The sequence below is a fragment of the Frateuria sp. GZRe14 genome (genome assembly GCF_051900395.1).
GTDB classification, from domain to species: Bacteria; Pseudomonadota; Gammaproteobacteria; order Xanthomonadales; family Rhodanobacteraceae; genus Frateuria_A; species Frateuria_A edaphi.
This window is the reverse complement of record NZ_JBHZGJ010000002.1, coordinates 432,166-445,892: the sequence shown is the minus strand read 5'-3', so window position 1 is coordinate 445,892 and position 13,727 is coordinate 432,166. Positions and strand designations below refer to the sequence as shown.

The window sequence follows — 13,727 nt, the reverse complement described above, 5'->3', positions numbered from 1 at the left end:
CCACATGTCTCTCCCTCTCGGGGGAAGGGCGGGACGCGCCGCGGCTAGTGCCCCAGCACGAAGCCGGTCAGCACCTGCGCGGTGGCCTCGGGCTTTTCCATCATCGGCATGTGGTTGCAGCCGTTGAGAACGCTGGAGCTGATCGCCGGTGCTTGCACCAGGCCGTTGCGAAGGCTGTCCAGCGCGGACGGATCGACCATGCGGTCCTTGCTGCACCACAGCCCCAGCACCGGCATGGTGAGCTGGCCCAGCCGCTGTTGCAGCGAAAGGTAGTCTTCGGGTTTGCGTAGCTCGGCGAGCGTGCGTTCGATGAAGGCGCGATCCCGCCGGTTGCGTGCGACGAAGACGTCCTCGATGCGGCCCGGCACCTCGGGCGGCTGCAGGAAGGCGAGCTTGAGCGCGTGTTCGAAACCGGCGCGGTCGTCGTAGGCGAACGGGTCCTTGCCGGCCGCGATGGTGCGATCGAAATCGTTCGGAGTGGCTTTCAGGCCATAGGCATCGACCAGCGCCAGCGCGGCCACGCCCTGCGGGTATTCGGCCGCATAGACGCCTGCGATCGCGCCGCCCATCGAGTGCCCGACCAGTACGAAACGCTGCAGGTGCAGCGCCGCGAGAAACGACTGCAGGCGCCGCGCCTGGGCGTCGACGCCGTAACTGGCATCCGGGTTGCGCGAGGATTCGCCCCAGCCGGGCAGGTCCGGGATCACCACGTGGAAATGCGGCGTGAGCTGTTCGGCCAGCGGCAGCCAGATGGTCTTGTCCGCGGCGAAGCCGTGCAGCAGTACCAGCGTCGGGCCCTGGCCGCCTTCGTAGTAGCTCCAGGTGGTGTCGCCCGCGCGCAGCGTGTTTTTCTCCACGTGCGCGGCCATCGCCTGGCGTATCACGTGCGCGCCCAGCAGCCATTGCGGCGCGAACAGGTAGCTGCCGCCAAGCAGCGCCACCACCAGGGCCACCAGCACGCCGAAGAACTTCAGGCGGCGGAACAGCATGCGCTTCCAGAGCGGACGGGCGGCGGGTGGGGTCATCGAAGATCCTGATTCGTGCGGTATGGGCCCGGGTTGCAGGAACTCGCTTGTGGCGATGCCCTGGAAGCATCGCCCACAAGCGGGCCCTGCAGGAGCGGCCTACTTCTTCGCCTGCCTGGCCTTGCGCAGGATCGACTCGATCGCGCCCTGGGTCATCGGGTGATAGCCGTCCTTCGCCCTGGCGTAGGCCGCCTCGGCGTAGGCCAGGCCTTCCGGCGTGGCGGCGAAGGCCTTGTACACCGGCAGCGTGAGGTACATGCGGCCGATGCGGGTCATGTGCTCGCGTGCGTCTTCCCAGACGTTCCTGTCACCCGCGGCAATGGCATGGCTGTACCAGCGCATGCCGATCTCGGCGTTGGGCGTGCCGGTGAGGTGCCAAGCGGCATCGAGCTGCTTCATCTTGGTCAGCGGCGGCGCGTCGGGCAGGCGGTCGAGGAAGTACATCCACTCCTGTGTGTTCCAGCCCTTGGCATCGAGCTGGCCCGCGTCCAGCGTGCCGGCCAGGAAATCCGTGCGCTCCTTGTCGATCGCCTGGAAACGGGCGGAGGTCGGCAGCGGCGCGTCCTTGGGGATGCCGCCTTGGTAGATCCAGGCCTTGGCCTCGTCCCAGCTCATCTTGCCCGGATGCTTGTCGAACAGATTGGCCTTCATGTCGGCCAGCATCTGTTCGGTGGTGATGGAGGTGAAGGCGTGGCGGTGGAAGTAGGCCTTGAGCCATTCGTCGAAGGTCGCGCGGCCGAAGCGCTGCTCCAGCGTGCGCAGGAACCAGGAGCCCTTGTCGTAGGCGACGTCCGAGAGCGAGTCATCCGCGCCCACGCCGCGCGGGTCGGGTGCGAGCTTCTGCGAGTTCTCGGGCATCTCGCCGATCGATTTCTGCAGCGCGCGCGCCGAAAGCAGCGCTTCCTCGTCGGCCAGCGCCTTGCCATAGACGGCCTCGGTGATGCGGCCCTGGACGTAGGTGGTGAAGCCTTCGTTGAGCCAGATGTCGCGCCAGCTCGCGGCGGTCACCAGGTTGCCCGACCAGGAGTGCGCCAGCTCATGCGAGACCAGCGAGACCAGGCTCTTGTCGCCGACCAGTACGGTCGGCGTGGCGAAGGTCATGTCGGGATTTTCCATGCCGCCGTAAGGAAAGGAGGGCGGCAGCACCAGGATGTCGTAGCGGCCCCAGGCGTAGGGGCCGTAGAGCTTCTCGGTCGCCTCGATCAGCTTCTCGGTGTCTTCGAACTCGTGCGCCGCCTTGCCGACCACCGAGGGTTCGGCGTAGACGGCCGAGCGCGGACCGGTTTCCTTCACCGCGATGTCGCCGGCGGCAATCGCCAGCAAGTAAGAGGGGATCGGGTGCGGCTGGTCGAAGCGGAAATCGCCATCGAGCGGATGCTTGGCATCATTGAGCGCGCTCATCACCACGCGCACATCCTTCGGCGCGCTCACGTGCGCCTTGTAGGTGAAGCGGATCGCCGGCGAATCCTGCAGCGGCACCCACGAACGGGCGTGGATCGATTCGGACTGGGAGAACATGAAGGGCAGCTTCCTGTCCGCCGTCTGTGCGGGGGTGAGCCACTGGAGGCCCGACGCCTGCGGCGAGGTCGCGTAGACGATGCGCACTTTCGCCGGGTGCTTCGGCGCCTGGATGGTGAGCTTGCTGCCGAGTTCCTTGTCGCGCGGCGCCAGCGCGAACTTCAGCGCGGTGGCGCGGCCGGCGGCATCCAGGCCCTCGACCTTGGCGATCTTCAGATCACGCGTGTCGAGCACCAGCACGGGCGCCTTCGGATTCTTCCAGTCCAGGCTCAGCGTGGCGGTGCCGTCGAGCGCCTTGTGCGGGAAGTCGATCGCGAGGTCAAGGTCCAGATGAGTCACGCGGACTTCGGCCGGCTGCGCATAGGAATGCGGATCGGCGGCGAGGGCGGACAGCGGCAGCACGAACGCGCCGAGGGCGAGGGCGGGAATCACACGCATACGGGACTTTCTCCGGGGACCGAAGTGGCGAGTATGCCATCCGGTTGCGCGGGGGCGCCCGTGACGAAAGGGCCTGGAGCTAAGTGAGGCGAGCTCGTCTCGCATCTCCTTGGGAAGAGAATAAAAAAAAGGCTGCCAGGCCCGACCGCGCCGCTCGCACACAACCGGCGCAAACCCTCTCTTGCCTCGGCTCCCGAGCGCCCGTCGGTAAAGCGGCGGCAGCTCCTCTATGAGCAAGAGACCCACCCGGCAAGGCGAGGTGGCGCCTGGCTCTTATCTCACCCCGGGCTGAGCAGGCCGTTTCTTTTGGTTACTTTTCTTTGGGCCCGCAAAGAAAAGTGACCCGAGCGCCGTCAGGCGATCGGAAGCCCGCCGCAGGCGAGCCAACGCTGGAAGGCCACAACTGGAGCGAAAAAAAAAGTATGCGAGACCTCCTCGCGAGCCCCGGCCCCCAGCTCAATCCTCCCCCCCGGAGCGGAGAGGGAGCCGACGCTCAAAGCGGCTTGCCGTCCTGCTTGTAGATCGTGCCGTCCTTCATCACGAAGCTCACCCGCTGCAAGGCGGTGATGTCCTCGAGCGGGTTGCCGGGCACCGCGACCACGTCGGCCGCGCGGCCGGGCTGGATCTGGCCCAGCGCATCGGCTTTGTGCAGCAGTTCGGCCGCATGCGTGGTAGCGGCCTGGATCACATACATCGGCGGCATGCCGGCCTGCACCATGTATTCGAACTCCCTCGCGTTTTGCCCGTGCGGATACACCGAAGCGTCGGTGCCGAAGGCAATCTTCACGCCCGCCTTGTAGGCACGGCCTGCGGTGGCCTGGATGATCGGGCCGACTTCCTTTGCCTTGCGCGCCACCTGTGGCGGGTAGTAACCGGGCTTCGATGCCATCTGCTCGACGTACTTGCCGGCGATGATGGTGGGCACGTACCAGGTGCCGTGTTCCTTCATCAGCTTCATGTCGGCGTCGTCCATGAAGGTGCCGTGCTCGATCGAATCCACACCGCCTAGCACCGCACGGCGGATCGCCTCGGCGCCGTGCGCGTGCGCGGCCACGGTGAAGCCGTAATCGTGCGCGGCGGCGACCACCGCCTTGATCTCGTCCAGCGTCATCTGCGGGTTGTCGGCGCTGGCGCTTTCGTCCAGCACGCCGCCGGAGGGCATGATCTTGATGAGATCGACGCCGTCCTTGTAGTGCTGGCGCACGGCCTTCCAGGCATCCGCGGCGCTGTTGATGATGCCGTCCTTCGGACCGGGATTGCCGGCCAGGTCCTGCCGGTAGCCGTCGGTGGGATCGGCATGGCCACCGGTGGAACCGATCGCCATGCCTGCGGTAAAGATGCGCGGGCCCGGCACGATGCCGGCGTCGATCGCGTTGCGCAGGGCGATCGATTCGTTGGCGTTGTCGCCCAGGTTGCGCACGGTGGTGAAGCCGGCCAGCAGCGTGCGCCGGGCGTACACGGTGGAGCGGATCGCGTAATCGGCCGTGTTCCAGCGGAACTGGTCGGTGTAGCCGGTGGGGCTGGTCTCGGAGGTCAGGTGCGTGTGCGCATCGATCAGGCCTGGCAGGCAGGTCTGGCCGATCAGCTCGACGGGCTTACCTTCGTCGGCCGCGGGCGCGCCGGCGTGCACGGCATCGATGCGCCCGCTGCGTACCACCACGGTGCTCTCGCCCAGCAACTTCCCGGCGGCCGGATCGAGCAGGTGCGTGCAATGCAGCGCGATCGAGCCGCCCTTCGCGGGCGGCTCGGCGGCGAAGAGGGGCGTGGCAATCAGTGCAACGGCCAGGACAAGCGCGGGACGGCAGATCATCGGCGGCCTCCTCCAACGGGAGGCCCATCATGCCAGAGCCCTCAGGGTGGGCTTCGGCCACCGCGCGCTTGCCGCACGCCCGATGTGGGCTGAAGCCACCCTGCGAAGTCAGACGTCCCGGTTCGAGTCGTGCTCGTGCTGGTGATGTTCTGCCTCGACGTGGCGCCGGTGCAGGTCCTCGCTGCCGCTGTCCTCGGGCACGTGGCTGACCGGCTTGGGCGGCGCGGCGTCCATGTCGCCATCCACGCCGGTGATCTTGAGGATCGAGTGGCGCACCTCGCGCGCCAGGATCACCCGCGCGTCGCGCACCATGTCCTCCAGCGCGCGGTCGTAGTCGAGCTTGCCGCCCTGGTCGGTCCACAGCACCTTCTGCTCGCGCAGCTTCTGGATGAAGCCGCGGAACAACGCCTTGTCGAAGAACTCCGGCGCCGACTGTTCGTTGAGCAGCGACAGCCGCTGCGCGGTAAGCGCGCAGGCGTTTTCCAGTTCCGCGGCGCTGGTGGTGTGCGGCCCGTTCTTGGCCAGCGCGGCGATCGTGATGTAGTAGCGCTCGAAAGCCTGGATCAGGCTGCGCGCGATGGTCTTCAACTGGAACGCCGCGTCGTCCTGGCCCGGTCCGCGCTCGAGCACGCGGCCGTCGGCGGAGGACTCCAGCAGGCCGCGACGCACGAAGAAATCGATCGTGCCCTGCATCTGCGCCACGAAGCCGTCCGAGTCCCAGGGCAGGAACAGCTCGCCCTGGATGAACGGGTAGATGATGCGACCCAGGCGCAGGATCGAGGCGCGCGTCATGCGGCGGTTGTTCAAGAAACAGCAGGAGACCCACGCCGCGGTCGCGGTCAGGTGCAGCACGTTGTTGCGGAAGTAGGACAGCAGCACCGCCGGCTCGTCGTCGGCCTTCAGCACGTCGCCCAGGGGATGGCGCACGCGGCGGATCCAGCCCATCTGCTCGCCGTAGGCGATGATCGAGGGCGGATCCATCGGGGTGACCGTGACGCGGTCGGAGTACGGCAACTCCACCAGCAGCGCGCGGGTCAGCTCCAGCTGCGCGAGCAGGTCGTTCTCGGCCATCGCGTGCTTGGGCGTGGCCAGCAGGGCCAGCGCCAGCAGGTTGATCGGATTGACGTCGGCGGCGCGGTTGATGTTGACCTGGATGCGTTCGGCCAGGCCATCCACCACGCGACCGAGCCACTCGGGCTTGGCGTCCGGATCGCCGCTGGCGGTGCGCCAGTCACCGCTTGCCGCATCGAGCAGCGGATTCAATTCGATCGGTTCGCCGAAGTTGAGCGCCACGTGGCCGTAGCGCTGGCGCAGCACCTTCAGCCCCTTGAGCAGGCCGAGCAGGGATTCCTTCTCCTTCGGCTTGCCGGACAGCTCGCCGATGTAGCTCTTGCCTTCCATCAGCTTCTCGTAGCCGATGTACACCGGCTGGAACAGCACCGGCCGTCGCGGCGCGCGCAGGAACGCGCGCACGGTCATCGCCAGCAGGCCCGCGCGCGGCGCCAGCAGGCGTCCGGTGCGCGAGCGGCCGCCTTCGATGAAGTACTCCATCGGCACGCCGCGGTCGATCAGCTGCGCCATGTACTCGTTGAAGATCACCGAGTACAGCGCGTTGCCCTTGAAGCTGCGGCGCAGGAAGAACGCGCCGCCACGACGCAGGATCGGGCCGATCACGGGCAGGTTGAGATTCACGCCGGCGGCGATGTGCGGCACCACCACGCCGGAGACGTGCAGCTGGTAGGACAGCAGCAGGTAGTCGGCGTGGCTGCGGTGGCTGGGCACGTAGACCACCTCGTAGCCCGGCGCGGCGGCGCGTGCCTTGTCGAAGTGGTGCATCGCGATGCCGTCGTACAGCTTGTTCCAGAAATTCGACAGCAGGAACGACACCGAGCGCACCACCGGGTGCGAATAGTCGGCGGCGATCTCCATCACCAGCTTGTGCGCGCGGCGCCACGCCTTGGCGTAGGAGATGCGTTCCTTGGCCGCGGTGGCGGTGATGGCGGCGCGCACCGGTTCGGCGTTGAGCACGGCGTCGGCGACGGTGCGCTTGTGCGAGAGGTCCGGTCCGATGACCGCCGCGCGGATGCGATGGAAGTGCGTGCGCAGCACGCGCGCGATCTTGCGTGCGAAGTGCTCCGGCCTGGCCTCGCCGGCGTCGTCCAGCACCTGGCGCAGCGATACCGGCGCGGAGAAGTGCACCACCGTGTCGCGGCCGTTGAGCAGCAGCGCGAGCAGGCGGCGGAAGCGGCCGACCATCACCCAGTTCTCGGAGAAAAGCACGCGGAACCAGCCGGTATCGCGGCTCGGCGCGCGGCCGACGTAGATCGACACCGGCACGATCTGGATGTCGCGGCCGGGGTGTTCTTCCAGCGAGCGGACCAGCTGGTCGAGCGTCTCGTAGGGCGCGCGCTGGCGGCTGCGGCCGAACAGCCAGCCGTCGCGCCGCGTCAGTGCGAACACCGAGCGGCGACGGCGGGTGCCGGCCAGCGGCTGCATCGGTGCGGGCAGGCCGGCCTCGCGGCAGGCGCGTTCCAGGATCAATGCGTCGGAAAAGCCGTCGCGCTCGATCACGTAGCACACCGGCGCGCCGGCCTTGAGCAGGCTGGCCGGTTCGGCCGGGTCGCGCCGGATGCGCACCCAGGGTTCGAGCAACTGGCCGGCGAGGCTGAACCACCAGGGCGCGCGGCTGCGGGCGGGAGAATCCGCGGTCATGTTCTGCATCGGCGGATTGTAGCCGGTGGGTCGTAAACGCCGCTCAGTGCGACATCGCGACCGTGCCGGAGGCTGCCGGCGCGGCCAGCGTCCGATGCGCCTGGCGCACGCTTTCGAGCAGGTCCTGGTCGTACCAGCGGCCGTTCTGCTGCACCAGCGTCGATTCCATCGACAGCGGCGTGCCCGCCAACTGGTACTCGATGCGCACGCGCGCGTAGGGCGGGTGGTATTCCAGCGGCACTACGCGCGCGGAGGCCAGTGCCTCGTCCAGCGGCAATCCGTACAGTGCCAGCATGCGTTCGAGGCCGTGGAAGCCGATGGCGTAGCTGCGCATCGCCTGGTCGAAATCCATCGCGCGCAGGCTCTGCGCATCGCGCAGGTCCAGCTCGCGCGCGGTGGCGACCACCACGCCGACCGCCTGGCGTGCCCTGGCCGGGTCGAACCAGGGTGCCTGCTGCGCCCACGGTCCGAGGGCATTGACCAGTGCCACGGCCTGGCGCTTCTGGGTGTCGGACAGGCGCGCGTCTTCCTCGATCGCCTTGCCGGCCAGCGCGCGGCCGATGCCGACCAGCAGCGGCAGCTGGTCGCCGTACCGCGCCTGCGCGTCGGCCAGCCAGGGCTGCAGACGGCCGTCGAGCGTGGCCGCGGCATCCGGCGCGGCCAGTTGCTCAAGGGCGGTGTCGATGCGCGCGCGTTCGGCATCGGTCAGCGGCGCCTCGCCGGCCCGGGCCTGGCCCCAGTCCTCGCGCAGCATGGCGTAGTCATGTGGCGGGAGAGCGTGTTGCCAGAAGCCGGCGAAATCGCCGGCGCGCACCAGTGCAATCGATTGCTGCACGGCCGCCTCGGGCGACTGGCTGGCAACGTAGGTGGCCGTGTGCTCACTCGACTGGCAGGCGGCAAGTGCGCACAGGGCAAGGCAGGGCAGGAGGCGACGGAACAGGGAAGGGCGCATGGACCTCGGCATGGGAAGCATGGGGGTGGGGTGGCGCAAGCATGGCCCCACCGGCGTACGCGACCCGTCGAGCTGGCGGCAAGCGGATGTCTGTTCGGGCCGGAAAAGAAAAACCCCGCGGGCCTGGAGCCTCACGGGGCAAATCCGGCCAGGCCGGAAGGGAAATGGCCTCGCCTGCGATTAGGAGGTCAGCAGGTGTTGGCGGAACAGAGCTTACGCGCACCCGACTCTTGAGGCAATGGTTTTGTTTTGTGACGTAAGTTTATGATTTTACTTGACACGAAGGCTTTCGATCTTGCGCAGGCGCCGCTCCGGCATGGCCAGCTGCCAGTCATTGCCGAACAGCGCCGGTTCCCAGCTTCCATAGCTGGGATTGGGCAGCACGAACCAGCGCCGGCCGATCCAGTCCAGGTATGGCTTGACCGCTGCCACGCGGCCGGCGGGCGTGTTTTGGGGGATGTCCAGGAAATCGCCCAGCTGGTCGCCGAACTGCATCAGTACGCGGTAGTGGCGGCTGACCCACTGGCGCCGGCAGCCCTTGTCCGAGCCGTGCTGGGTGCAGCCGGGCACGTTGGTGCCCAGGCCGAGCAGAGCGTCCGGCCCTGACACCGGCACGCCGACCCGGCGCAGGTTGGCCAGCGTGGCCTCGCCCAGCGCCTGGTCGCGGTTGGAGATGAGGATCACCTTGATTCCCTGCGCCGCGGCATGGCGCGTGAACGCCACCACGCCCGGCAGCGCGCGGGCGCGCGCCTCGCGGCACCACGCATCCCAGCTGGCCTGGTCGAACGGGGCGTGCGCACGGATCAGGCGCGCCTGGTAGGGCGAGTTGTCCAGTACCGTCTCGTCCACGTCCAGTACCACCGCCGGCGGCAGGCCGCTCGGGGACTGGAGGCGGTCGGCCGGCGTGAGCGCGTCCCATTGTGCGTCCGCCAGTGCGGCGCCCAGGCGCTGCTGGGCGTCGCGGTAGGTCTGCAGGTAGATCAGGTCGTGTTCGACCGCGTTCTGCACCCAGGCCGTGGCATTGAGGTTGTCGTCCGCCGGCATGGCCGCGGCCATCGGCGGCCGGGGCGGCGGCGCAGCCGTGCAGCCGGCGAGCAGGAGCAGGGAGGCCAGGGCCGGGAGGCGCGAGGTCATCGCGTGGGTCCTTTTGTGCGCGAACGGCCCGCCAGTGTACGCCAGGCTGGAAGGCGGGCCGGCCTGCTGCGAGACTGGGCTTCCCTCCCCGAGTGCCCGGCGCATGGCCCCGAACCCATCCCTGCAGCGCGAGCCCTCGCGCGCCACCCGGATCGCGAGCTACGTGCTGGCCGGCATCGCATTGCTGCTGGTGATCGGACTGCACCTGCTCTCGGCGCTGCTGGCGGGCCTGCTGGTGTACGAGCTGGTGCAGACGATCAGCCCGCTGCTGGAGCGGCGCCTGTCCGGTCGCCGTGCCCGGGTGGTGGTGGTGGCACTGATCGGTGCGGTAGTGGTGGGGCTGCTGATCCTGCTGGCGCTGGGCGCGATCAGCTTCTTCCACAGCGAGATCGGCAACCCGCAGGACCTGTGGGACAAACAGTTGATGCCGCTGGTGGAGAAGGCGCGCGAACAGCTCCCGTCCGCACTGGTCGGGTCGCTGCCGGACAGCGTGGACGAGCTGCGCGTGATGGCGGGCGACCTGACCCGCAAGCACGCGGCCAGCCTGCAACTGGCCGGCAAGGACACCGCGCGCGGCTTCGCGCACATCATCATCGGCCTGGTGCTGGGCGCCATCGTGGCGCTCAGCCACAGCGCCGGTTCCACCCACCAGCCCGGCCCGCTGGCGGCGGCGCTGGGCCAGCGCTGCAACCGCCTTGCCGACGCGTTCCACAACATCGTGTTCGCGCAGATCAAGGTCTCGCTGATCAACACGATGTTCACCGCGATCTTCCTGATCGGCGTGCTGCCGCTGATGGACATCCACGTGCCGCTGGCCAAGACGCTGGTGGCGGTGACCTTCGTGGTCGGCCTGCTGCCGGTGATCGGCAACCTGATCTCCAACACCGCCGTGACCATCGCCGGGCTGTCGGTGTCCCTCGGCGTGGGCATCGCCGCGCTGGTGTTCCTGATCCTGATCCACAAGCTGGAGTACTTCCTCAACGCGCGCATCGTCGGTACCCAGATCCGCTCGCGCGCGTGGGAACTGCTGATCGCCATGCTCGCGATGGAGGCGGCCTTCGGCCTGGCCGGCCTGGTCGCCGCGCCGATCTACTACGCCTACCTCAAGAGCGAGCTGGAAGGCGAAGGGCTGCTGTAACGTCTGAGCTTGATCGCGCAGGCGCTTGAGTGCTTGGCGATTTGTCGCCCGTCCAGTCGACGTTAAATTGACGTAAGCAATCGCATGGTCCCGCCGGGAGCGCGCCAGAGGCGCGTGAGAACCAGCGCGGGAGATCCAGCCCATGTACCAGAAACCCATCGTGGTCGCCCTCGCGGCGGCATTGAGCGTCGTGGCGGTCCAGGCCCGGGCGCAGGACACCACTACGCCGGACGACCAAACCACGTCCGGTACCGCCGCGACGCAGGACCAGGGCGACCAGACCAAGGCGAAGCGGCTGCAGACCATTACGGTCACCGGCTCGCTGATCCCGCAGACCGAGATCGAGACGGCCACGCCGACCACCACCATCACGGCCCAGGACCTCAAGGTGCGCGGTTTCACCACGGTGGCCGAGGCGCTGCAGCAGGCCTCGTTCTCCACCGGCAGCGTGCAGGGATCGCAGACCTCCGCCTCGTTCACCCAGGGCGCGCAGACGCTCAGCCTGTTCGGACTGCCCGTGGGCTTCGTGAAGTACCTGATCGACGGCCGCCCGATGGGCAACTTCCCCGCCCTCTACAACGGCAGCGACGCGTTCAACAATTTGAGCGGCATCCCGATGGACATGGTCGACCACATCGACGTGCTGCCGGGTGGCCAGTCGTCGCTGTACGGCTCGGACGCCATTGCCGGCGTGGTCAACATCGTCCTGAAGAAGAATATCGACCGGCCGACCATCGACGTCCGCTACGGCTGGCACACCGGCGGCGGCGGCGCGGACCGCCGGGTGAGCTTTGCCGACGGCTTCACCGCGGGCAAGTTCAACATGATCATCGGCGGGCAGTTCGAAAGCACCCAGCCGATCTGGGGTTTCGATCGCGGACTGACCCGCCAGTACTTCACACAGGGCACCGACCCGGCCACCGCCTCGCGTGACTTCCTGGTCTACAACCAGTTCACCGGCGACTACCACTTCCTCGATCCGAACAACTGCGCCGGGACCACGGCGCTGTTCGGCGGCACCGAGGGGCTGCGCACCCGCACCGACGGCCGCACCTACTGCGGCAGCTTCTACACCCCCGGGTACAAGACCGTCACCAACGACGACAAGACGGCCAACCTGTATACCCACGCCACGTTCGACGTAAACGACAATCTGCAGCTGTACGGCGACCTGCTCTACACCTACGAGGAACAGCGCTACACCGCCGGCTCCAACTACATCTGGTGGGGCACGGGCGTGGACTACGGCGCGTACTACGACCCGCGGCTGGACAACGGCGACGGCATTTCCGGCCTGGTCGACCTGCAGCGGGCGTTCGCGCCGGAAGAGACCGGCGGCTACAAGTCGATCCTCGATCACCAGTACGAGCATTCCTACATGCTGACCCTGGGCGCCAAGGGCACCTTCGGCGACTCCTATTGGGATTACGACCTGGGCTTCACCCATTCGGACGACAAGCTCACCTCGCACAACTTCCAGCGCTTCGCCGGCCCGATGGACGCTTTCTTCGAGGACCGCGTGCTGGGTCCGCAGCTGCCGGGCGTCGATCCGTACTTCGGCTTCTACCCGATCTTCGAGCCCGACTACGCGGCGTTCTACAACCCGCTGACGCCGGCGGAGTTCGCGTCGCTCACCGGCTATACCGACACGCGCGCCAAGACCTGGGACAACATGCTGCGCGGCCAGTTGACCAACGCCTCGCTGTTCTCGATGCCGGGCGGCGACGCCGGCATCGCGATCGTGCTCGAAGGCGGCAACCAGGGCTGGAACTACACGCCGGACCCGCGGCTGCTCAACGGCGAGGTCTGGGGTACCACGGACGTCCAGGGCGCGGGCCACCGTTCGCGCTACGCGGCGACCACGGAGTTCCGGCTGCCGCTGTTGAGCCAGCTCACGCTGGACGTGTCAGGCCGTTACGACAACTACAAGGTCGAGGGCCAGAACGTCAATCACGGGACGTACAACCTCGGCCTCGAGTACCGGCCGTTCCAGTCGTTGCTGCTGCGTGGGCGCTACGGCACCGCGTTCAAGGTGCCGACGCTGGCGGACCAGTACCAGGGCTTGAGCGGCTACTACGACTTCGTGCCCGACTATCTCAACTGCAACCGGCTCGGCTACGGCCCGGGGAACATCGCCAACTGCCCCGCGCCGTACGACGGAACGCAGTTCTTCGGCCAGCAATCAGGCAGCACAACGCTCAAGCCGATCACCGCCAAGGTGTGGAGCTACGGCTTCGTGTGGGCACCGATGAGCCGGATGTCCCTGAGCGTGGACTACCTGCACTGGGACATCAACAACGAGGTCAACACCGAAAGCGCGGACAACCTGTCGCAGATCGAATACCTGTGCGACATCGGCACGCTGGACATGAACTCGGCCAGCTGCCAGAACGCCTTCAGCAAGATCGTGCGCGGTCCATCCAACGATCCGGCCCTGCTCGGCCAGATCCAGGAGATCTCGACGCCGAAGGTCAATGTCTCCAACGAGCAGGTCAACGCGATCACCGCGAACTTCAGCTACGTGTTCGGCATCGGCCGCTTCGGCGACCTGTCGGCGCAGGTCTCCTACAGCGACGTGCTCAAGCACGAATACCAGGCCTATCCGACCGATCCGTCGCGCGAGCTCTTGCGGCATCCGTTCTACAGCACCGACTTCAAGACCAAGGTCAACGGCTCGCTCACCTGGACCCCGAACGAGCAGTGGAGCGCGACGGTGTACTTCAACCGCTACGGCAGCACTCCCAATTACCTGGCCACGCAGAACGACAACTACAGCGCCGAGGGCACCGGCCGGTTGCGGCCCTGGATCCTGTACAACGCCAGCGTGACCTACAACCCGGTGGAGAACCTGGCTCTTTCGGTGCTGGTCAACAACGTGTTCAACAAGATGCCGCCGCTGGACCGCAGCTATCCGGGTACCACCAGCTCGCCATACAACGAGAGCAACTACAACGTGTACGGGCGCGCCATGTACGTGGAGGCGAACTACAAATTCTGAGG

At 67.4% G+C, this 13,727-nt stretch carries 8 protein-coding genes; 2 read left to right on the top strand and 6 right to left on the bottom strand.

Going from position 1 to position 13,727, the window contains the following annotated elements; translation table 11 throughout:
- Positions 1 to 44: 44 nt before the first annotated feature.
- The 6 genes from ACFWZ1_RS16265 to ACFWZ1_RS16240 all read right to left on the bottom strand — a co-directional run bounded on the left by ACFWZ1_RS16265 (position 45) and on the right by ACFWZ1_RS16240 (position 9,589).
- Positions 45 to 989, bottom strand: a complete 945-nt coding sequence (locus ACFWZ1_RS16265; protein WP_439667295.1) for an alpha/beta fold hydrolase — start codon at positions 987 to 989, stop codon at positions 45 to 47.
- Between the two features lie 135 nt (positions 990 to 1,124).
- Positions 1,125 to 2,981: a M1 family metallopeptidase gene (locus tag ACFWZ1_RS16260; RefSeq protein ID WP_439667203.1), complete on the bottom strand. Its 1,857-nt coding sequence runs from the start codon at positions 2,979 to 2,981 to the stop codon at positions 1,125 to 1,127.
- A 493-nt stretch (positions 2,982 to 3,474) separates the two neighbouring features.
- On the bottom strand, positions 3,475 to 4,791 hold the full coding sequence (locus tag ACFWZ1_RS16255) for an amidohydrolase family protein (RefSeq protein ID WP_439667202.1): 1,317 nt from the start codon (positions 4,789 to 4,791) through the stop codon (positions 3,475 to 3,477).
- A 108-nt stretch (positions 4,792 to 4,899) separates the two neighbouring features.
- A complete protein-coding gene (plsB, locus tag ACFWZ1_RS16250) occupies positions 4,900 to 7,512 on the bottom strand; it encodes a glycerol-3-phosphate 1-O-acyltransferase PlsB (RefSeq protein ID WP_231322045.1) in 2,613 nt (870 codons plus the stop codon).
- A gap of 34 nt (positions 7,513 to 7,546) precedes the next feature.
- Positions 7,547 to 8,455 carry a hypothetical protein gene (locus ACFWZ1_RS16245; protein ID WP_439667201.1) on the bottom strand — a complete coding sequence of 303 codons (909 nt, stop codon included), beginning with the start codon at positions 8,453 to 8,455 and terminating at the stop codon, positions 7,547 to 7,549.
- A gap of 270 nt (positions 8,456 to 8,725) precedes the next feature.
- Positions 8,726 to 9,589, bottom strand: coding sequence for a 5'-nucleotidase, lipoprotein e(P4) family (locus ACFWZ1_RS16240; RefSeq protein WP_439667200.1), 864 nt, complete (start codon positions 9,587 to 9,589; stop codon positions 8,726 to 8,728).
- 103 nt (positions 9,590 to 9,692) lie between these two features.
- Between ACFWZ1_RS16240 and ACFWZ1_RS16235 the strand changes: the two genes are divergently transcribed.
- Positions 9,693 to 10,727 (top strand): AI-2E family transporter, encoded by a 1,035-nt coding sequence (locus tag ACFWZ1_RS16235; protein WP_439667199.1) that lies wholly within the window; start codon positions 9,693 to 9,695, stop codon positions 10,725 to 10,727.
- A 142-nt stretch (positions 10,728 to 10,869) separates the two neighbouring features.
- Positions 10,870 to 13,725, top strand: coding sequence for a TonB-dependent receptor domain-containing protein (locus ACFWZ1_RS16230; protein ID WP_439667198.1), 2,856 nt, complete (start codon positions 10,870 to 10,872; stop codon positions 13,723 to 13,725).
- The last annotated feature ends 2 nt before the right edge of the window (positions 13,726 to 13,727 follow it).